Annotated in this window: 11 protein-coding genes, 1 pseudogene and 1 riboswitch; of the genes and pseudogenes, 10 read left to right on the top strand and 2 right to left on the bottom strand. The window is 40.6% G+C overall.

Annotated features, from left to right (window positions below; translation table 11 throughout):
* Positions 1-56: 56 nt before the first annotated feature.
* The 6 genes from DOK79_RS01845 to DOK79_RS01820 all read left to right on the top strand — a co-directional run bounded on the left by DOK79_RS01845 (position 57) and on the right by DOK79_RS01820 (position 16,694).
* Positions 57-1,124: a glycoside hydrolase family 130 protein gene (locus DOK79_RS01845; protein WP_206855929.1), complete on the top strand. Its 1,068-nt coding sequence runs from the start codon at positions 57-59 to the stop codon at positions 1,122-1,124.
* Positions 1,121-2,839: a phospho-sugar mutase gene (locus DOK79_RS01840; RefSeq protein WP_206855927.1), complete on the top strand. Its 1,719-nt coding sequence runs from the start codon at positions 1,121-1,123 to the stop codon at positions 2,837-2,839. The genes DOK79_RS01845 and DOK79_RS01840 overlap by 4 nt, the downstream gene beginning before the upstream one ends.
* Positions 2,840-3,704: 865 nt before the next feature.
* Positions 3,705-7,979: an isopeptide-forming domain-containing fimbrial protein gene (locus tag DOK79_RS01835; protein WP_206855925.1), complete on the top strand. Its 4,275-nt coding sequence runs from the start codon at positions 3,705-3,707 to the stop codon at positions 7,977-7,979.
* Positions 7,871-11,356 (top strand): isopeptide-forming domain-containing fimbrial protein, encoded by a 3,486-nt coding sequence (locus DOK79_RS01830; RefSeq protein ID WP_206855924.1) that lies wholly within the window; start codon positions 7,871-7,873, stop codon positions 11,354-11,356. Before DOK79_RS01835 ends, DOK79_RS01830 begins: the two co-directional genes overlap by 109 nt.
* 476 nt (positions 11,357-11,832) lie before the next feature.
* Positions 11,833-13,335: a peptidoglycan DD-metalloendopeptidase family protein gene (locus tag DOK79_RS01825; RefSeq protein ID WP_206855923.1), complete on the top strand. Its 1,503-nt coding sequence runs from the start codon at positions 11,833-11,835 to the stop codon at positions 13,333-13,335.
* 266 nt (positions 13,336-13,601) lie between these two features.
* On the top strand, positions 13,602-16,694 hold the full coding sequence (locus DOK79_RS01820; protein WP_206855921.1) for a hypothetical protein: 3,093 nt from the start codon (positions 13,602-13,604) through the stop codon (positions 16,692-16,694).
* Positions 16,695-16,849: 155 nt separating this feature from the next.
* Here the strand turns inward: DOK79_RS01820 and DOK79_RS01815 are convergent, their stop codons facing one another.
* Positions 16,850-17,566, bottom strand: coding sequence for a UTRA domain-containing protein (locus DOK79_RS01815; protein ID WP_206855918.1), 717 nt, complete (start codon positions 17,564-17,566; stop codon positions 16,850-16,852).
* Between the two features lie 288 nt (positions 17,567-17,854).
* Here DOK79_RS01815 and DOK79_RS01810 point away from each other — a divergent pair.
* Both DOK79_RS01810 and DOK79_RS01805 read left to right on the top strand, forming a co-directional pair.
* A pseudogene (locus tag DOK79_RS01810) lies at positions 17,855-19,124 on the top strand (PTS sugar transporter subunit IIC).
* A gap of 12 nt (positions 19,125-19,136) precedes the next feature.
* Positions 19,137-20,039 carry a haloacid dehalogenase-like hydrolase gene (locus DOK79_RS01805; protein ID WP_206855916.1) on the top strand — a complete coding sequence of 301 codons (903 nt, stop codon included), beginning with the start codon at positions 19,137-19,139 and terminating at the stop codon, positions 20,037-20,039.
* 121 nt (positions 20,040-20,160) lie between these two features.
* Here the strand turns inward: DOK79_RS01805 and DOK79_RS01800 are convergent, their stop codons facing one another.
* On the bottom strand, positions 20,161-21,354 hold the full coding sequence (locus DOK79_RS01800) for an ATP-binding protein (protein WP_206855914.1): 1,194 nt from the start codon (positions 21,352-21,354) through the stop codon (positions 20,161-20,163).
* 296 nt (positions 21,355-21,650) lie between these two features.
* Here DOK79_RS01800 and DOK79_RS01795 point away from each other — a divergent pair, with 296 nt between their 5' ends.
* Both DOK79_RS01795 and DOK79_RS01790 read left to right on the top strand, forming a co-directional pair.
* Positions 21,651-22,088 (top strand): EutP/PduV family microcompartment system protein, encoded by a 438-nt coding sequence (locus tag DOK79_RS01795; protein ID WP_206855911.1) that lies wholly within the window; start codon positions 21,651-21,653, stop codon positions 22,086-22,088.
* Positions 22,085-22,666, top strand: a complete 582-nt coding sequence (locus DOK79_RS01790; protein ID WP_206855908.1) for a cob(I)yrinic acid a,c-diamide adenosyltransferase — start codon at positions 22,085-22,087, stop codon at positions 22,664-22,666. Before DOK79_RS01795 ends, DOK79_RS01790 begins: the two co-directional genes overlap by 4 nt.
* A gap of 49 nt (positions 22,667-22,715) precedes the next feature.
* A riboswitch (adenosylcobalamin (AdoCbl) riboswitch) is annotated at positions 22,716-22,865 on the top strand.
* The last annotated feature ends 73 nt before the right edge of the window (positions 22,866-22,938 follow it).

Raw genomic sequence — 22,938 nt, 5'->3', positions numbered from 1 at the left:
ATGCTGGCGCACAAAAATTAGAAATTGAAAATCCATTTAAGTAGAGGTAAGTGAAGATGAAAATAGAACGTTTTAAAGAAAATCCATTGATTACACCTGAAGATATCAAACCGTTACATGACGGATATGAAGTGATTGGTGCGTTCAATGGGGGAGTTGCTTATTACCAAGGGGAAGTCTTACTCTTGTTGAGAGTTGCAGAAAGACCAATCTCGGAAGATCCAAAGGTGATCAAAGCGCCTGTTTATGATCCAGTGACCCAAACGATGGAGATCTTATCTTTTGATCGTGAAGATGACAGCTATGACTTTGAAGACCCACGAATGATCCGTAAAAAAGATCAGTTAGATCGTTTTGAATATTTAACTTCTTTGTCTTACATTCGGATTGCGCGCAGTAAAGATGGTCATCATTTTACGATCGACGAAGATGCGTTTTTGTATCCGTTTAATGAATACCAAACTTACGGTATAGAAGATGCACGTTGTACACAAATTGGTGATACCTACTACGTCAATTTTAGTTCGGTTTCTCCGATGGGTGTTTGTGATTCTTTAGTTTCAACAAAAGATTTCAGATCCTATCAAGATCTAGGGAATATTTTTGCACCAGAAAATAAAGATGTGTTGATTTTTCCCGAACAAATCAATGGAAAGTACTATGCGTTGCATCGCCCATCCTTAAAAAGTATTGGAAATTATGACATCTGGATTGCTTCTTCACCCGATTTATTGAGTTGGGGAAATCATCATCATTTATTAGGTGTTCGAGAAAATACATGGGACAGCGGTCGGATCGGTGGCGGGCTAGTACCTATCAAAACAGAGCAAGGTTGGTTGATCATCTATCATGGAGCGACTGCGCAACATCGCTACTGTATGGGAGCTGCGCTCTTGGATTTAGAAGATCCAACGAAAGTGCTTGCCAGAAGTCATCAGCCGATAATGGAGCCAGAAGCAGAGTATGAAAAGAATGGTTTCTTTGGAGATGTGGTCTTTGGTTGTGGGGCATTACTTGATGGCGATCAATTGACGATGTATTACGGTGTCGCAGATACGTCAATGGCTGGTTGCACACTTTCGATCAAGGAGATTTTAGATCAAATGAAAGAGGAACATGCATGACTTGGCAACAAAAATACCAAGAATGGCTCAATGAACCCTCTTTAGATGAAGCGATGAAAGAGCAGTTGGCTGCTCTTTCTGATCCGCTAGAAATCGAAGATCGCTTTTATCAGTACTTGACCTTTGGCACAGGTGGGATGCGAGGGGAACTCGGAGTCGGCACGAATCGGCTGAATGTTTATACGATCAAGCGAGTTGCTTTTGGTTTAGCTACTTACATTCTTGAAACAAATGCGGCGAATCAAGGAGTAGTGATTGCATTTGATAATCGTCATGGTTCAAAGGAATTTGCGGAATGGACGGCGCGTGTATTGGCAAGCCAAGGGATCAAAGTTTACTTATCCGATTGCTTACGACCGACGCCACAATTGTCTTTTCTTGTACGCGATTATCAGGCGTATGCTGGAGTGATGATCACGGCTAGCCACAATCCGAAACAATACAATGGCTTCAAAGTTTATGGGCCAGATGGTGGACAAATCACTTTAGAAACAGCAGAGAGACTGACGGAACTTTTAGAAAATGGGCCTAATGAATTAGTGATTGAAGCAGATTCCTTAGCTGTATATAGAGAGGATCAGCTGATACAGCTTTTTGGCGAAGAAGTTGATACTCTTTACTTGGAACAGTTGACAGCAGTCGTTCAAAGTAAAGAAAAGATCCAACGATTTGGTTCTCAGCTTAACTTGATCTACACGCCGTTACATGGGGCAGGCAATCGCCTTATGCAAAAAGCATTTAAGCAAATTGGTTTCTCTAACTTGCAGGTCATCAAAGAGCAAGCTTTGCCAGATCCGGATTTTTCAACGGTAGCGTCGCCTAATCCAGAAGACAAAGAGGCGTTTGCGTTGGCACTCACTGAAGCAAAAAAACAGGATGCACAGGTGATATTAGCAACGGACCCAGATGCAGATCGTTTAGGTGTCGTTGTCTTGAAAGACGGAGAACCGTATTTTCTTACAGGCAATCAAATCGGGGCACTCTTGTTGGATTACTTGATTCGAATGAAACAGCAAAATCAAGAATCGTTGGTGAACTACTTTATCGCTAAAACGATCGTCACTTCAGAATTAGGTTCAAAAATTGCGCAAGTACATGGAATAGAAACACGAAATACGTTGACAGGATTCAAATTCATCGGGGAACAGATCCAGCAATCAGAAGAACAGCACGGGAAAAAATTTCTGTTTGGATATGAAGAGAGCTATGGCTATTTGATCGCACCTTTTGTGAGAGACAAAGATGCGATCCAAGCAGCAATACTATTAGCAGAAGCCGCACTTGATCAGCAACTATCGGGACAAGATCTAATCGACCGCTTGAATGAGCTTTATGAGGAATACGGTTACTATCAAGAGTATTTGGAAACACAAGTTTTTTCTGGAAAAGATGGTATTACACAGATGAATCAACGATTGGATCGTCTGAGGGAGCAATCCTTCTCACATTTTGGGGAGTTTAAGCTAGCATGTACAGAAGATTATGCTCGTTCACTGAGAACCACGCCAGATCAACAGTCGACCCTCATTGAGCTACCTACTTCTAACGTGTTGAAATATATATTTACCGATGGTTCATGGCTATGTCTACGACCATCAGGCACAGAACCGAAGTTTAAGATCTACTACTCAGTGAAAGATACAAACCAAGCTTCTGCACAAGCAAAATTGCTTCGATTACAGAAAGAATTTCAGCAACTAGTGGATATTTTATAAATAATACGAAAAGCCAGGTTACACTTCTGAACGGAAGAGTCGCTTGGTTTTTTTGTAGAAAGAATGAACATACTAAAACATAACGTTATCAGCATGGAAACCTAACGTTTATAAAATTAATGGAAAATTAGAAAAGAGAGAGGTTTTCTTATTTATTATAAATTGTTATCTAATGACTAGACATTTCAGTCCTGTTTATTTTTTATTTTGTTATTGTAAATCAAAATTAAATGTGTATATATTTGTTTTTTTATCTTTATATCCAATAATATAATCCTTTTTTTGAATAGTAATACAAAATGGATTGATTGATGGAGAATAATACTATTAATAACTTATCTAATAATTTTAGCTAGACAGATGCTTCGGTTTGTCTAAAATCAAGACGAATCTAATTCTTTGTTTTGTCTGACATAACAATCTATCGTTTTATTCATAACGTTATGAGGTGATAAAATTGGAGATTCGATTGGTTAAATCGGAAAAATTACCATTTTTTCCTATAAAATAGGCGTTTTTGAACGTTTTATATTTAGAAATTTCTGACTTTTTTCTTTCTTCAAGCAAATGATTGCACTCTTTCTTTTACTAAAAAAAAGTGGTGTTAGCAAAAAGTCGTTCGCTTATTAGGCAGTTTGTACAGTAGCTTTTTTATATATATATATAGGAAGAAAGTTCTATTTTTAAAACATAAAATAGCATATTAGTTGTTAACTACTCTCTTTTTTTTACTAAATTATTTGTTTATTGCCATATAAATAAGGTTCGTAATTTTATATATGAGAAAATACTCATCTTCCAAACCGTTTCTTTTGTGTTATTGAAACAACGATTATATAGTGGGTGGAAGGAGGTTATTTTAAAAATGAAAAAAGTGTATAGAGTTCCATTGAATTATTTAGCTGTTGTTATGTTGTTGGTAGCTAATCTGTTGCCTGTTACGAGTGTGTTTGCAGAAGGCGTAGCACCGCCTAAAGAAAATGTGTTTGACTCTGAAAGGCTTTATGTCAAAGCAGATACTGAAACAAATGCAGAAAATCAGCAATTAGTAGATGTTCATTATGAGGTGACGAACACAAGTACGACACCCATCAACCAGTTGATCATTCATCAAAAAAATGAAAACGATACACCTGTTAAATTTGATGAGCAAACACTAAAAAATGAACAGAAGGTAGTTGAATCGACTGATCCAATCGTATCGTTTGAAAAGATGGAAAAAGAAAAGGGGACGCAATTACGAATTGCTACGCTTCAACCAAATGAAACAAGAAAACTTTCCATTACCGGGGAACAAACGAATCGATCTGAGACTCAACTATTGGCGGAAATCAAAGAAGCAGAAAACAAATTAGGTGAGGTCAAGCTCAACTTTCCCAGAAAAGAACTTGCCACAACGAGTAGTACCTCTATACCCATACAAGAATCTACCGCACAATCAGAACCATCAAAATCATCAATATCCAATCAACCGATCCAAGAATCAACCAAAGAAACCACGTCAGAATCAGAATCGATTGTGCAAACAGAAGAAACACAAACAGAAGAATCACAGTCAACAAGTGAAGAAGCAGAGGACCCCGATCCTGGATTACCTCAGGCAGCTATGCCTCAAGGCCCTCGACTTGCACCAACACCAGGACGAGGCTTCGATAAACCAATCTATAATAGCGTGCACAAAGGAGAACTTTTTTCTACAGGAAATACTAATTTAAAAATTCTTGATGAAAAAGAGTATCGAGCTAATATTTTTTTGAATACTAAAGCGCCTAGCAGTGGCTATGCAATCAATAACTTTGTTTTAGAATTTGCTGATGTAGATGGCGACCCGACAACTTATAATTCTAGTCGCGCATATATCGATCTAGATGGTGCGAAAGAGATTGCTTGGGCGGGGTTATTTTGGAGTTCTTCTCGTTATAAAGGCCCTGCATTTGGCACCAATCTTTCGGATGAAGAAATCAGTGCCCCAGTCAAATTTACTACGCCAAATGGCACATCACAAAGAGTTGCACCCCAGTATTATCATCGAATTGACCAAGATAAAACTGATCCTGGACAATACTTTGGCTATAACAATACAGGTTTTTCGAATTATGCAGATGTCACATCGATCATTCAAGGCGATGGCAGTGGAACTGGTGGCTATACCTTAGCTGATATCCCTATGACAAAAAACCTAAACCAGAAATCTCAATACTACAATTTCAGTGGTTGGAGTCTATTCGTCGTAACAAAAGATCAAGCAAAACATTCTCGAGCATTCAATGTATACTACGGTGCTAGAGGAAATAAAGCGAATACCAACAATGAGTTTGTTATGAAAGACTTTATTACAGCCAAACAAGGAAAACTAGACCCTATTGTCACCTGGTTCACTGTACAAGGGGATAAATTTTTTACTGGTGACAACGCGCAAATCAAAAACAGCGCAGGTGACTATATCAATATCATCAACACAATCAATCCAGTAGGAAATGTCATGAATGCCACAGTGTCGGATAATGATAAGCATATGGTTGACAAGTATCCCGGTCAATTCAATCCAGGACATCCGAACTTTTTAGATATCGATATCGATCGTCTTTCTCTACCCGAAGGACTGATCAAAAATGGCCAAAATCAAATCAGTTTCCGAACGACTAGTGTGGGGGATGACTTCTCCACGAATGCTGTCGGTTTCTCTGTGAATGCTGAAATTCCTGAGCTAGAAGTCAAAAAAGAAATCATGAATCCTAAAGAGACCTACAAAATCGGCGATACAGTTACGTATCGTGTGCATGTGAAAAACACAAAGGAAAATTCAGAAGCTGTCAATACATTGTCTAAAGACGTGTTAGATAGCCGTTTGGATTATGTTCCTGGCTCTTTGTCAGTCGTTAGTGGGCCAAATGCTGGTAAAAAAACAGATGCCTCTGGCGATGATCAAGCGGAATATACGTCAGCTAACCGAACAATGACTGTTCGTGTTGGTGAAGGCGCTAATGCAACCAACGGCGGTAGCTACAAAGGAACGACTGCTGAAACAGTGTATGAATTCCAAGCGAAAATCAATAATACAGCCGTTGCCGAGCAATTGATCCCTAATCGCGCAACTGTGCAAGGAACAGATGCAGCAACGAATACAGCACTTGAGAATCAATCAAATGTTGTTGAAGTAAAAGTAGAAAAAGAAGAGTTGCCAGGAAAGCTTGAAAGTACAAAAACAGTCAATAATCAATCACCGAAAATTGGCGAAGAAATTGACTATACGATCAACTTTAAGAATACGGTAGAAAATGGTGTTCTGAATCAAGTCACGATCACGGATAGTTTACCTAAAGGCTTGACGTATGTGGAAAATAGCATCGCAAGTAGCGGCAATGAACCTAAACCAACGTCACTGACTGTTGAAAATGGAAAAATAACTGCTGTATATCCAAGAATCGCTGATACAGCTACACGATCCATTACGTTTAAAGTACGTGTAAATGAAGAAGCTGTTGCAGGACAAGCAATCATCAATAAAGCAATCGTTGACGATGGTGTAAATCCACCGATTGAACCAGAAGTTCCTGTCACACCTGTAGAAACACCAGGAGAATTAGAAAGTACGAAAATAGTGAATAACCAATCGCCAAAACTTGGCGAGGAAATCGAATACCGCATCACGTTCCGCAATAAAATAACTAACGGCGTTTTAAACAAAGTGACGGTAACGGATACTTTACCAAAAGGCTTGACGTATGTAGAAGGCAGCTTAACGAGTCAAGGGGACGATCCCCAGCCAACAAATCTAACTGCTAAAGACGGTACAATCACCGCTGAATATGGCAAGATCAGCGATATGAAAACCCGCACGATCATCTTTAGAGTAAAGGTCAATGAGCAAGCGAAAGTTGGCGAAACGATCGTCAATAAAGCGACGATCGATGATGGCACGAATCCGCCAGATGAACCAGAAACGCCAGTGACACCGGAAGAAACACCAGGTGTATTGGAAAGCAACAAGTCAGTGAATGATCAATCACCAAAACTAGGAGATGAGATCGAATATCGTATTACGTTCCGTAATAAAGTCACAAATGGTGTCTTGAAACAAGTCACGATCAAAGATACTTTACCAAAAGGTTTAACGTATATCGAAGGTAGTTTGACCAGTGAGGGCGATGATCCGAAACCGACAAATCTAAGTTATGAAGACGGTACGATCACTGCTGAATATGGCAAAATCAGTGATACGAAAACCCGTACGATCGTCTTTAGAGTAAAAGTCAATGAGCAAGCGAAGGTTGGCGAAACGATCGTCAATAAAGCAACGATCGATGACGGTACGAATCCGCCAGATGAACCAGAAACGCCGGTGACACCGGAAGAAACACCAGGTGTATTGGAAAGCACGAAAATAGTGAATCATCAATCACCAAGAATCGGTGAGGAGATCGAATACCGTATCACGTTCCGCAATAAAATCCAAAATGGCGTCTTGAAGCAAGTCACGGTAACCGATAACTTACCAAAAGGCTTGACGTATGTCGAAGGTAGTTTGACCAGCGAAGGGGACGATCCGCAACCGACGAAGTTAGTGATAGAAAACGGAAAATTGACAGCAGAGTATGGCAAGATTTCTGATACGAAGTCTCGTACGATCATGTTTAGAGTAAAAGTAAACGAAGAAGCGAAGGTCGGTGAAACGATCGTCAATAAAGCAACGATCGATGATGGCACGAACCCACCGGATGAGCCGGAAATCCCTGTCACACCGGAAGAAACACCAGGAGAATTAGAAAGTACGAAAACAGTCAATAACCAATCGCCAAAAATCGGTGATGAAATCGAGTACCGTATCACCTTCCGTAATAAGATCCAAAACGGCGTCTTGAAGAAAGTCGCAGTGACAGATAACTTGCCTAAGGGATTGACGTATGTTGAAGGTAGCTTAAAAAATGAAGGCGACGATCCGCAACCGACGAGTCTAGAGTATAAAGACGGGAGATCACGGCAAAATATGGCAAGATCAGTGATACAAAAATCCGCACGATCATCTTTAGAGTGTCAGTCAATGAGCAAGCAAAAGTTGGTGAAACAATCATCAATAAAGCAACACTCGATGATGGTACGAATCCGCCAGACGAACCAGAAACGCCAGTCACACCAGTAGTAACACCTGGACAATTAGAAGTAACGAAAACAGTCAATCATCAATCGCCAAAAATTGGTGACGAAATCGAATACCGTATCAGTTTCCGTAACAAAGTCACTAACGGAGTGATCGACCGAGTGACGATTACTGATACGTTGCCAAAAGGCTTGACGTATGTCGAAGGTAGTTTGACAAGTGAAGGTGCGGATCCGCAACCAACGAGTTTAGGTATAGAAAATGGAGTAATAACCGCGGAATATAGTAAGATCTCAGACACTACTGTGCGTTCGCTTGTCTTTAGAGTCAAAGTCAATGAAGAAGCGAAAGTTGGCGAGCCAATCGTCAATAAAGCAACAATCGATGATCATATCAATCCGCCCGACGAACCAGAAACACCAGTGACTCCAGTGGAAACGCCAGGTGAGTTAGAAAGTACGAAATCGGTCAATCACCAATCACCAAAAATCGGTGACGAAATCGAGTATCGGATCAACTTCCGTAATAAAGTAACGAACGGTGTGCTGAAACAAGTGACGGTAACGGATAACTTGCCGAAAGGGTTAACGTATGTCGAAGGTAGTTTGACTAGCGAAGGGGACGATCCACAACCGACAAATCTAAGTTACAAAGACGGTACGATCATCGCAGAATATGGCAAGATCAGTGATACAAAAATTCGTTCGATCGCCTTTCGAGTGAAAGTCAATGAAGAAGCAAAAACAGGTGAAACGATCGTCAATAAAGCAACGCTCGATGATGGCACGAATCCGCCAGATGAACCAGAAACACCAGTGACCCCAGTGGAAACGCCAGGTGTCTTAGAAAGTACAAAAGTAGTGAATGACCAATCACCGAAGCTGGGGGATGAAATCGAATACCGTATCAGTTTCCGTAACAAAGTAACGAACGGTGTCCTAAAACAAGTGACGGTGACAGACGAATTACCAAAAGGCTTGACCTATGTTGAAGGCAGTCTGAAAAGTGAAGGGGATGACCCACAACCAACAAGCTTATCTATGGAAAATGGCCAAATGGTTGCTGAATACAAAGGAATTACCGATACAAAAGTTCGCTCGATCGTCTTTCGAGTGAAAGTCAACGAAGAAGCAAAAGTTGGTGAACCAATCATCAATAAAGCGAAAATCGATGATCATATCAATCCGCCCGACGAACCAGAGATTCCAGTGACCCCAGAAGAAACACCAGGAGAACTGGAAACAACGAAAATAGTGAACAACCAAGCACCAAAACTAGGTGAGGAAATCGAATACCGCATCACGTTCCGTAATAAAGTGACGAACGGTGTCTTGAATCAAGTAACAGTAACCGATAACTTGCCAAAAGGCTTGACGTATGTCGAAGGTAGCTTGACGAGTGAAGGTGATGATCCACAACCTACAAGTTTAGACTACAAAGACGGTACGGTCACCGCTGTATATGGCAAGATCAATGATACGAAAACTCGTACGATCGTGTTTAAAGTGAAAGTCAACGAAGAAGCAATAGTCGGCGAAACAATCGTCAATAAAGCGAAAATCGATGATCATATCAATCCGCCAGATGAACCAGAGATTCCAGTGACCCCAGAAGAAACACCAGGAGAACTGGAAACAACCAAAATAGTGAACAACCAAGCACCAAAAATTGGTGAAGAAATCGAATACCGCATCACGTTCCGTAATAAAGTGACGAACGGTGTCTTGAATCAAGTAACAATATCCGATAACTTACCAAAAGGTCTGACGTATGTCGAAGGTAGCTTGACGAGTGAAGGTGATGATCCAAAACCAACCAGTCTAGACTACAAAGACGGTACGATCACTGCCGAATATGGCAAGATCAGCGATACAAAAGTTCGCACAATCGTCTTTCGAGTGAAAGTCAACGAAGAAGCGAAAGTTGGTGAACCAATCATCAATAAAGCGAAGATCGATGACCATATCAATCCACCGGATGAACCAGAAGTGCCAGTGATCCCAGAAGAAACACCGGGCGAACTGGAAACAACGAAAATAGTGAATAACCAGGCACCAAAAATTGGTGAAGAAATCGAATACCGCATCACGTTCCGTAATAAAGTGACGAACGGTGTCTTGAATCAAGTAACAGTAATCGATAACTTGCCAAAAGGCTTGACGTATGTCGAAGGTAGCTTGACGAGTGAAGGTGACGATCCAAAACCAACCAGTCTAGACTACAAAGACGGTACGATCACTGCCGAATATGGCAAGATCAGCGATACAAAAGTTCGCACGATCGTCTTTCGAGTGAAAGTCAACGAAGAAGCGAAAGTCGGCGAAACAATCGTCAATAAAGCGAAAATCGATGACCATATCAATCCGCCAGATGAACCAGAAGTGCCAGTGATTCCAGAAGAAACACCAGGGAAATTAGAAAGCACAAAAACGGTCAGCAATCAAAAAACAAAAGTCGGCGAGGAAATCGAATACCGCATCACGTTCCGTAATAAAGTGACGAATGGTGTCTTGAACCAAGTGACAGTAACCGATAAGTTGCCTAAAGGGTTAACCTATGTGGAAGGCAGCCTGAAAAGCGAGGGAGACCAGCCGGAACCGACAAGTCTAACTTACAAAGATGGCACGATCACTGCCGAATATGGCAAGATCAACGATACAAAAGTTCGCACGATCATCTTTAAAGTCAAAGTGAATAACGAAGCTGTGTCAGGAAAAGAAATCTTGAACATCGCGACAGTGGATGATCATGTGACGCCGCCAGATGAACCGGAAGTGCCAGTTATTCCGGAAGATCCAGATAAACCACAAACTTTAGATGGTAAACTTGTAAGTGAAAAAACAGTCAACAAGAAAACAGTCAAAATCGGTGAAGAGCTAGAATACCGCATCAGTTTCCACAACACGATAGAAAACGGCGTCTTGAACCGAGTGACAGTGACCGATAAGCTACCAAAAGGTTTGACGTATGTCGAAGGAAGTTTGACTAGCGAAGGGGACGATCCAAAACCAACAAGTTTAGACTACAAAGATGGCACGATCACCGCCGAATATGGTAAGATCAACGACACAAAAGTTCGCACGATCGTCTTTAAAGTCAAAGTAAATAACGAAGCTGTATCAGGAAAAGAGATCTTGAACATCGCGACAGTGGATGATCATGTGACACCGCCAGATGAACCAGAAGTACCAGTCATTCCGGAAGATCCAGATAAACCGAATAAGCCAGACGTGCCAGTTGTACCAGGAAAAGACGTGCCTGATCGACCAGAGCCGAGAAAACCTACTCCAAAGGAAAAGGAGACAAGAAAGTCATTCCTACCTAAAACGGGAGAAGTTGTTTCTTATACACTGATTGCTCTAGGGGGGATCTTGGTAGTAGTTGTACTGGTCATAGCAGTAAAGAAAAGAAAACAATAATATCGCTGAATGATAAAAACTGAATAACTAAACTGTATTTAATTTGTAGTAGACGAACTTAGATTATTTGTTTCACTATCTTTTATCGATCACAAATTTAGTAGAGATAGTCCTCCAAATCGTTGTAAAGCATTATTTGGAGGGCTATTTTTGCTAGATATCTCGAGGCTATCAGAGTTTAAAAGAAAGAAGGGGTACCGATGTCAAGTTCAAAAATTGCGCTAAATTATGAAAAAATATGGACTGCGTAATCCTTCTTATTCCTGCTAAAATGAACTATAATAAAGTTAATGTCTATTCGTATTATCTCAATGATTGATAAAATATTTTCACTTAACGCTAGTTATTAAAAGCTGTCAAATGTCAAATATGAGATAAATAATCGTTATTACTTTATAAAAATTATTATTTTTTTAACAAAAAATTCATAACTTCCATGTATCTTAAAACTAACTAAAGAAAAGGATGAAAAAAAATTGAAAAAAAAGTCTACGTATAAGTTAGTTTCATTTGTATTTCTTTCACAAATGCTACTGACTACGCCTTTACAAGTATTAGCAGATGAACAAGTTTTCTCTGCAGAGCAACCAGCAACAACTGAAAACCATGAATCATTTACTTCAAATGATCAAACGGAAACAACAACTGACTCGTCTGATACGACAGGTGAAGATAACACAACAGATACAACAACCGATGGTTCAGAAGAAACAACTCCGCCATCTACTGGCGACTCTAGTGAACCAACAACACCTGATACTTCAGAACCGACTGAACCGAGTACGCCACCGGAAGAAACAAAACCAACGGAACCGACGAAGCCAACAGAACCAACGCAGCCGAGTCAACCGGAAAAACCAACAACACCACCAACTGGCGGCTCTACAGGTGAAACACAACCAACGCCACAACCAAGTCAGCCAACTCCACCAGTGACAGCTCCGGCTACACCTGTGGAAACAACGCCTGCTCCTGCGGCACCAGTTGTTCAAGAGGTACGTCAACCTTCTGCAACAACACCGATCCAAGATCTTGTGCCATCAAGTCAAGAAACGGATGAAGGATCGATCCATTTTGAAAAAGATGAATCAGTTGAGAGCTTCATTCGCAAAATCGGTGAATCTTCTCGAGAAATCGGGCAAGAAAATGATTTGTACGCATCAGTGATGATCGCCCAAGCAATTTTAGAATCTGCTAGTGGTCAAAGCCAATTGGCACAATCACCGAACTACAATCTTTTTGGAATCAAAGGTACACATAATGGCAATGGTGTGACTTTTGCGACACAAGAAGATGCTGGGGATGGTACATTGTATACGATCCAAGCAACATTCAGAAGATACGAAAATTATGAGGAAAGCCTAGAAGATTACGCGAAATTAATGCGAGAAGGCTTGACTGGCGACAGCGAATTCTATTCTGGCGTTTGGAAATCTAATGCAGAAACTTACAAAGAAGCAACAGAATTCTTAACAGGTCGTTATGCGACAGATACAAGATATAACGAAAAACTAAATGGTTTGATTGAAACCTATGACTTAGAACAATATGACAAAGAAGTTGCTGGACCAGAGATCAATGAAGAAGGATATATCGTACCATTAAGAAACTTTACGATCTCTAGCCCATTCGGTCCTCGTGGCGGTGAATTCCACCGTGGGTTAGACTTTGCAGCACCTCAAGGGGAGCCGATCTATGCCAGCAAAGCGGGTACTGTCATCAGAGCAGAATTCCATCCTTCATGGGGGAACTATGTAGCGATCGAACATGAAGATGGCACGACTGCACTTTATGCGCACCAACAAGAATACATCGTGAAAGTTGGCGATGAGATCGAACAAGGACAAATCATTGGGTTTGTCGGTTCTACCGGAAACAGTACAGGTAGCCATCTGCACTTTGAAATCAGTCGTGACAACAGCTTAGCACAAGCGCAATTGATTGATCCTGCTTTAGTATTGTTCGGAAATAATAACTAAAGAAACAAGCGTTTTAGATTAAAATTTTACAAAGAAAAGATATTGATGGATTCAACAAGGTAAGTATTTGATTGTCTTACGTTGCTTGAGTTTTAGATATCTTTTCTTTTTTTATTGGTAAATCCATTTTAAAATCAATCTGGAAGAATCAAGATATTCTTTGAGTTCTAATTTTCAAACCTTTATACTTTAATTGAAAAGTAAAGGGGAGGAGGTTCAACTTCTGTTTAAAATGTATGCGTTTTCTTAGAGTGTGGGAATGGTGATTGAAGAATGTCTTTGTCGGTGTCTATTCGACTGTCAATTGCATGTTACTGTGGCGAATCAAAGAAATGGGGAAACGAATGTTAGAGCAGACTTTTTTAGTAAATAATCAAAAAACTAGCGTAACACAAGCACCAGGTCCTAAAGTACCAGTAGATGAAATTGTTTTGGAGGATTTTACCCAAGATCGAGGTTGGGCGCTGACGAATGCAGAAATTGCGTACAGCTCTGTTGGGGCTAAGATCACATTAACTGATACAACTGCACGTTTAACGAAAGTGTTTACTTATTCTACTTGGCAATATTCTGACTTGATGGTTCAGATTCGTTCGGTGACGGAAGGATTGACGTGGGCATTATCTGTTCAAGATGTGGAAAACGAAAGTCAAGAGATCCTATTACAAGAGGAATCCTCTGCAGCAAATAGTCGTTTTCTAGAAAAGTTCAATTATTCAATCAAAGGGATAGCTGGGGCAGAAGCATTGTCTGATTGGAATGATCCAATCGGCATTGAAAAAACGTTCATGCTTATTTTTACTTTCCGAGGAAATGTTGGAGAATCAATTGATTTAGGCACGATTATCAGAAGTCAGCCAAGTTACGACATCCCATTAGCGCTACCGTCGCAAGTGACAGGAACGATTGCGGGAGTTGATTTTGGCGGAGATCCAACAATCAACGTGGATGAGTTGAGAAATGATGATCCAGTAAATTCAGCAACGATGAAGGAACATCGGAATTTGACCTTGCCATTTAGTCGCCTAGTGACGAATCCAGAATACAACTTTGATAATCAAGCGATCACACCAGTGGAAATCTCTTTTGACTTACGATTTGGCGCTTATTACGGCATTCGCGGGAATGCAAACAAGACAATGATAAATGGTGAGTATATAAGAGAAAAGAAATCCGGGTTTCAGGACTCTTCGTTGAATGCCCTTTTGAGTATTGACGGTGTCCAAGTAAGTGAGGAGAGTCTACGATCTGCGTGGTATCCTCACAAAGTGATGCTATTGGGTGAAGTACCAGGTGGCGGGCAAATCGCCACAACTGATTTCTTTATTGACGAATCAACACTTGGTCGCATCATCACACTCAGTCAGGTTTCTGGTGATTTTTTTGAGATCGAAATGAGAGATTCGACGACTTCAGCGACCGATTATCAAACGAATAATTTGAAATGTACTTGGGAATCCTCGAATCAAGTTGTCGTAAAAAATGATACACAATTTGCTGATTGGCATCAGAATTTATTCCAAACGGCGATCAAAGTCGTTGCCTTAACAGAAAGTGGACAAATCGATGCGGATGCGACAGCACAAATCATCCCACCAACATTTATAGAAGGTCGTGGGAAATATCAAATACCTACGACGATTTCTTCGATTGGTTTAGTTATCGGCTATGCCACAAAAGAAGAAGGTGTAACGATGGCAATCACACGAGCATTGCGTGGGGTCGGAATCGGAACGGGTGCGTTGTCGATCCAAGAACACTATGCTGCTCGAAAAACGTATTGGGATCAGTTATTAGCAAGTGTACCGGCTCCACAAACATGGGGTGTTTCAGATCCATCTGTTTATCATCATGAAGTAGTGACAATTGAAAAACATCGGGTACTGTACTATGCCGGCTGGACACATTTGATTGGGAATATTTTGGCACCTACTGAAGAAACAGGGTATGCTTTCACGCAACAATCACTTGGAAAACCGAGTAGACAATGCGCGGGCGCTTCGATGACACCTGCGAACAATTGTTGGGAAGGACTTCTTCAAATCCAAGACTTGATGTATATCAATCCGTCGATTGCTTGGAGTGGGATGGAAGGGTTCATGTCCATGGTCGATGCCAATGGCTTTCTTTCTGGGGAAGTATTGCCTGTTCGAATGGCGCAAACGATTTGGATGATCCATTCACTTTCACCTGATGCAGCCAGGCTTGCCGCAATGTATCCCGCTCTAAAACGTCATCTGGAGTGGAAGCTTGATAATCCAAGATGGGTCTACGAAACAATCAATGTAGCAAATGAAGTTGATTCAGAGTTTATGATTTCTGCTATCTATGATACGAAGTTTATCATTGAAATCTGTCAGGAATTAGGCGGTTTGTATGCAGATGAAGTTGCGTATTGGGAAGTGCGTCACGAAGAAAGTCTGACGAATTATTCCTATTGGATGTTTTGTGATCCGTTGTCACATGAGGCGTTGTATTCTTATCCTCAAAATAGTACAAACAGTGACACGAATCGCAAAGTTTTGCGCAACGGAGCAAATCTTCCAGATGCCAACTATCAGCGTGGTATTTGGCAATATTTCTTTATTGGTTGTGTCGATATTGATCCAGACAACTTGGATGAGCGGAAATTCATCCATGGAAATAATGGACATCTTTCTGAACCGCCAGTTTCAGGAGCAACGACTGAGTTACCACATATGATCGGTAGTGGGCTAGTATTGCCAGACTTACCTTCAGCACAAGCTACCCAATTGACTCAGTTTGTGGTGGATATTATTGATCCGTCCTTAGCCTTGTGTGGTTTTCCTGTATTGAAATGGGCACCAAGTTCCTTGTTGACGTATGGGGTGATCAATCGAGGCTTCTATGACGAAGCGAAAGCTCTGATTGGCAGTTCACTTGTAAGGGCTATTGAGATTTGGCAGTTTTGTGAAAATTATTTTTGGAATGCGGCGGGGCCTAAAGGAACATATCCGACTTCCTTTGGTGCGAGTCAAATCGTGGATAATACATGGATGATGAATGGCGTGATCAATGATGGCAGTGGCGTTCGTGAAATCCCAAATTGGCAAACAGGACAGAATAAGCCACCGAATCTTCCGCTAGAAATCACAACGGACCAGCCGATCGATCTTAATGACCCTGAAGGAACGCTTGAGCGCTTAGACTTGCCGCAAGAAATCCGTCAAACGTATGAACTCGTTAATGGAGCAGGAGAACCTTATCAAATCGGTAAAATTGCCGCCGTCACTTGGGATGCGGGTTCATTACAACAAGAAAGTACGAATAGCTATACGATTACTGGTGAAACAGAAGCGCACAATCCAGTTGAAGCACATATCACGAGTACGTCATAGTGAGACATTTACTGTGGTTGACCGTCTCAAACTGAGCCAAGTAGTACTTGAGATCGTAAGGACTTCGATAAAATAAACACATGCGACCAAATCAAGAAATCTTTCTTGAACTGGTCGCATGTTTGCGGTTTTAGAGCTGATCATCCAAGCAAGAGTCAATTAGTGGGGCGATCAGCCAATAATACGAATTTGAATGAATCAACTTGATGCCAGCTTTCTGTATATTGAAAGTGAGTATAATCGGTCAAATAGGCCCAATTCCTGACAACAAAGATATTTTTGTCATGTTTTCCTAAATCTAAATGCTGTGCAACAGGTGCGGTGATATTCTCAACGGAAATTTCCTTTTTTGAACAATTCAATTTCAAATGTAGTTGATTTTCAAGATAGCGATACAACGATTGGTTGATGATTTCTTTTGTTAGATCAGCAACGACAGCGGTACGCAGATAATCCACTTCTAAAATCAGTGCCCGACCATTCAACAGCCGGCGACGAAGCAAATACCAGACGGATTCCCCTAAGGTAAAACCTGAATTATCTCTAAGCTGCTCATCCACGATGATTTTTTTTAGGGACAAGATCTCTGTATCGAATGAATGATTTTCGGAATGATATTTTTCTGAAGTTCCTGACAGATCACTAACAAAAAAATCAATTTTATCATGTGCGACCACTTTACTGCCTCGTGCAGGGATTTTTTCGATATACCCTGTGGCTTCTAAACTCTTTAGTGCTGTACGAATCGTATCACGCGTCACCTTAAACTCAGTCATCAATTTTCTTTCACTTGGCAAGAAAGATTCGGGAGGATATTCTCCGTGATGGATCCGTTCGAGAATCAAGTTCGCTAGTTGTTCATATTTACTCAAATATAGTTCCTTGCCTTTCTATCGGGATTCATGAGGAAAAATTTATTCTGTGCTATTTGGTATGTATTATACCATACCAGTTTCTCAGAAGTAGCTGGATAAGTGGCTTATTTTAAGGTAAAAACTAACTTATTATCCCTTTTTATTAGAAAAAGATGATAAAAACTAATTTTTCTTTCATTTTGCGATTTGTAAGGGCTTTATTTTTCCGCTATAGTACGGGGTGTGAAGAGCTATTTTGGTTACTCAATCGTAGCGTCACAATCGTTAAGATAGGAGAAGATAAAGATGAACGAATTTATAAATAATAAGATGTTGCCAATTGCTGCTAAAGTTTCGAATAATAAGATTTTGATTGCGATTCGAAATGGGATCACCCTTGCTTTACCATTGATTATTACCGGGTCATTATTTTTGATTATTTCTTCATTTCCAGTCGATGCTTGGACGGATTTTTTAAGTGCAAATGGAATTGATGCTTATTTGAATAAAGGGGTCACTGCTAGTTTTGGGATCATGGGTCTAGTTGCGGCTTTTGGGATTGCGAATGCGTTGGCTGTTCAGTATGAAAAAGACGGAGTATCCGCAGGTATCATTTCGATTTCTTCTTTCTTACTAGTGACGCCTAACCTTGTATCAGATGACGGTGTTGGTATTCCAACTGCATTTATGGGGGCACAAGGTCTTTTTGTGGCAATGGTGATTGCAATTATTTCAACATTGATCTTCAAATGGTTCATTGATCACAATATCCAAGTCCGCTTACCGGATTCTGTTCCACCAGCGGTTGCGAAAAGTTTTTCTGCTTTGATCCCAGGTGCATCGATCCTGACTTTTTGGTTGGTTATCTATGCGATCTTCCAAATGACTGATTGGGGTTCAATTATTGATGGAAATCTTCGGTGGACCTCTAGGGTTACTTGGCGGAACATTAGGTGGTACGTTAGTGTCGATCTTCTTAGTTTCATTGTTTTGGTTCATGGGTATCCATGGTGCCAATGTCGTGAATTCTGTGATCATGCCGATCTGGTTGATGAATACAGATGCGAACCGTGTCGCTGTAGAAGCAGGGGAAAAATTACCCCATATCATTACGCAACCATTTATGGAAAACTTTGTGTATATGGGTGGCGGCGGAGCTACGCTAGGTTTAGTGATTGCCGCAGCAATCGTTGGTTTGAGAAAAAATTCATCAAAAATGACAAAAACAATGGTTCCTTTGACATTGACTCCAGGTATTTTCAATATCAATGAACCAGCAATGTTTGGGATGCCGATCGTATTGAATGTAACATTGTTGATTCCGTTTATTTTGGCACCGATGGTCAATGCAGTCGTGACATATTTTGCAATGTCACTTGGTTTCGTTCACGGTACGGTAGGAATTGCTGTTCCTTGGACCATGCCACCTGTGATTTCAGGCTTCTTAGCTACTGGAGGTCATATCTCAGGTTCGATCATCCAAATCATTTGCTTGATTTTAAATATTTTGATTTATCTACCGTTCTTCGGTGTAATGGAAAAACAAAATCGCATGAATGAAATGCAAGACATATAAGGAGTGGAAAAAATGGTAAAACGATTTATTAGTGCGCAAGCATCAGAGATCATGGCGATGACTGGCGCAGAGTTGAAACAATCGATCAAAGCAAGTGAGGGACGTGTCATTTGTTCTGAAAACGTAGTGATCCGTGACAGCAATATTGAAGATGTCACGAACTCTGAAATTGCCCGTGCGTATGGTGCAGATTTGATTTTATTGAATGCTTTTGATGCGTTAGAACCAGTTGTTTCAGGTTTGAAAGGCAAAGACGGTGAGCCAATCATCCAAACGTTACGAGAAGTAGTTGGTCGACCAATTGGGGCGAATCTTGAGCCTGTTGATTTAGAGGCGAAGATGGCAGAAGACCGCCCGGATATTCCAGCTGGTCGTCAAGCCACTCGTGAAACAATGGAAGCTGCTAAGAAACAAGGACTGGATTTCATCTGTTTGACAGGAAATCCAGGAAGTGGTGTGACGAATGATGCCATTACAAAAGCCATCTCAATGGCAAAAGAATACTTCGGTGGTATGATCATTGCTGGGAAAATGCACGGTGCTGGTGTGGATGAACCGGTAGCGGACCTAGAGGCAATCAAGTCCTTTATCGAAGCAGGTGCAGATGTGATCTTAGTTCCTGCAGTAGGAACAGTTCCTGGGTTTGATGATAGTGAATTAAAAGCGGCTGTCAAAGTGATCCATGCCGCTGGCGCGTTAGTGATGTCAGCAATTGGTACGAGCCAAGAGTCAAGTGATTCTGACACGATCAAACAAATTGCGATCCAAAATAAAATTTGCGGTGTTGATATCCAACACATCGGCGATGCCGGCTATTCAGGAATCGCTCCTGTAGAAAATATCATGGCGATGAGCCGTGCGATCCGTGGGAATCGTCACACGATCGCGATGATGTCACGTTCGATCGTGCGTTAGGAAAAAGTTAGAAGCTCGAACATTAAGTTCATAAGTAAAAAATACGCCTAGAAAAGTAATTATTAGTGGTTACGTTTCTAGGCGTTCGTCTATTTAGTTGAATCGAGCCTGTGTACGACAATTATTTATCAAGTAGCCAATCAACGATGTATCGAATCGGTATCCCGTCTACTTGGTGGGTTTCATAATATTTACCGGTAATCACTATCTTTTTGTGATTATCTTTGATATGAAGTAAGTTGTCAGTTTCACGATTACTGTTGGGAAGTTCATAGGTTACTTGGATATAGAGTGTTTCATCCAATTTTTTTGCAACAAAATCGATTTCTTGATTATCAATACGCCCAACGTCTACTAGATAACCTCGTCTTAGTAATTCGATATATACAATATTTTCTAAGCGATTACTATAATTACCGTCTTTTCTTCCTACCGCATTTCTGCGTAGTCCAGCATCGATAATGAAATATTTTCCATTTGTTCTTAAATATTCTCGCCCTCTAATATCATACTGTTGCGCACGATAAAAGAGATAACCATGTTCTAATAGGTCCAAGTAGCGATTGACAGTGTGCGTGCTCGTTGAGATGCCTTCACTTTTTAATGTATTCGCAATTCTTGACGCATTGACGAGTTGTCCAACATTATCTGACAAAAAACGAATCAATAATTTCAATACAGTTGCATCTTTTACGCCGGCACGCAAGGCAACATCGTTCAGAACGATCGTATCAAAGATCCCTGACAAAATCGTATCTTTGATTCTTTCATCTGCTAACACCACACTGGGGAAACCACCATATTTTTCATATTCTTGATATGCTTGATCGACGAACCGAGAATCTTTTGCAATGTCTTTTACAGACAAAAATTCTTCAAAGGATAACGGATAAATGGGAATCTCAATGTATCGGCCACTAAGTAAAGTTGCAAGTTCCCCAGACAACATATTTGCATTGGAACCAGTGATGACTAGCTCACAATCAAAGCTAGTTTTTATGCCATTGACGACACGTTGCCATCCGTCGACAAGTTGGATCTCGTCAAATAAAAAATAAATTTTTTTATCATCTTGAGGAATCAATGGTGTTAGCACGTTCCTAAATTTCTCTGCATCTGTGACTACTTGATAATTGAATGATTCAAAATTGATATAAATAATGTGGTTTGATTCAACACCTTGCTCCAATAGATAGCGTTGATAAAGCATAAGTAATACCGATTTACCTGAACGCCTAACGCCAGTAATAATTTTGATGAAATCAGTGTTTTGTAAGTGAATCAGTTGATTTAAATAGTGAGGTCGCTGAAACAAAGTGATCCCTCCTTCGATAAGATATTCTTAATATAATTATAGCATATTTGAAGTTAACTTCAAAAAAATAATCATTTCTGATAAATTTGAAGTTAACTTCAAATTTTGGTAAGAGGCGATGGATCTCCAAACGTTTTTTCATCGCTGTAGCCCAAGATTTATTTTGACAAACCTGAGAGAAGCGATTACACTGGTGAAAAGAAACACACAACGATGTGTGCGGATAAATATGGCAATGGCGCCTAAAAAAGTAGAGTTTATTCTGCTTTTTTAGGCTTTTTTTATGGAGGGAATCAATGAAGAGAATCATTTTGATGGGCGCGATCGGCTGTGGGAAGACCACTCTTTGTCAAGCCTTACGTGGAGAAGCAATTGTTTACGATAAAACTCAAGCAGTAGAATTTCATCCTGAGATGATCGATACGCCGGGTGAATTTATTCTACATCGCCAATACTACTCTGCGTTGACTGTGACGGCGACAGAAGCGGAAGTGATCGGTTTGGTCCAAAGTGCATTAGACCAAGAACAGATTTTTTCACCTGGTTTTGGGCATATCTTTCCAAAAGAAGTGATCGGGATCATGACTAAAGTGGATCTAGTCACAGACGAGAAAGAGTTGGCACGTGTACGTGAACAATTGGTTGCAGCTGGAGCAACGAAACTATTTGAAGTATCATCAGTAGAAAAAACAGGACTCGAAGAATTGGTTCAATATTTAGGAGGACAAACATGAAAATCTACACAAAAACAGGCGACAAAGGAATGACGAAATTAGTTGGTGGACATAGTGTATCCAAAGATTCAGATCGTGTGGAAAGTTATGGAACGATCGATGAGTTGAACTCATGGTTAGGCTATACGATCAGTCAATTGTCAAAAGAACAAGACGTTTTTAAGCAAGAGTTAGAAGAATTGCAACAACTATTATTCGATGTAGGAACGGATCTATCTACGGTGTTAGAAGATGGACGACCACTTAAAGTCCAGCAAGAAAGTGTGACTTGGCTGGAAGAACGGATCGATTTCTATACCCAACAATCACCGGATATTGAGCGATTTATCTTACCTGGTGGTTGTCAAGGCGCGAGTATGATCCATGTAGCGCGGACGATTGCTCGCCGTGGGGAACGTCATATCGTTCGTTTAAGTGCAACTGCGGCAATCAATCCCGAAGTGATCGTGTTCGTGAATCGTTTGTCTGATTATTTCTATGCGTTGGCGCGTTATATGAACGTGCAAATGGGGCAAGAAGATGTTTTTTACACTAGAGGAGAGAAAGTCTTCCACAAGATAAAAGAAGATGGTTTATAAAAAAAGTGTTTGATTTTTCACAAACAGTGTGATAAAGTGCATGTAGATTAATCAAATGTTTATGAAAGATACGAATGGAAGCCAGTGAGATGCTGGCACGGTCCCGCCACTGTGATAAAGCGTTAGAGCTTTTAAGTCAGGTCTTTTCTTATTTTTCATTATTGGGCAAACTGTTTCGAGGCAAAACAGGGTGTTGCTAAAAAATGACGTTTTTTGAAAGTCAGCCCAAGAATATTTGATTCAATCCCACACATAGCACGATGATGTGTATG

This window comes from Enterococcus sp. DIV1094 (assembly GCF_017316305.2).
GTDB lineage: Bacteria > Bacillota > Bacilli > Lactobacillales > Enterococcaceae > Enterococcus_B > Enterococcus_B mangumiae.
This window is presented reverse-complemented; position numbering and strand designations above follow the sequence as displayed.

Coding starts and splice junctions, on each gene's coding strand:
- DOK79_RS01795 (WP_206855911.1), top strand. CDS start 21,651: ATGAAGAGAATCATTTTGATGGGCGCGATCGGCTGTGGGAAGACCACT.
- DOK79_RS01840 (WP_206855927.1), top strand. CDS start 1,121: ATGACTTGGCAACAAAAATACCAAGAATGGCTCAATGAACCCTCTTTA.
- DOK79_RS01805 (WP_206855916.1), top strand. CDS start 19,137: ATGGTAAAACGATTTATTAGTGCGCAAGCATCAGAGATCATGGCGATG.
- DOK79_RS01790 (WP_206855908.1), top strand. CDS start 22,085: ATGAAAATCTACACAAAAACAGGCGACAAAGGAATGACGAAATTAGTT.
- DOK79_RS01845 (WP_206855929.1), top strand. CDS start 57: ATGAAAATAGAACGTTTTAAAGAAAATCCATTGATTACACCTGAAGAT.
- DOK79_RS01835 (WP_206855925.1), top strand. CDS start 3,705: ATGAAAAAAGTGTATAGAGTTCCATTGAATTATTTAGCTGTTGTTATG.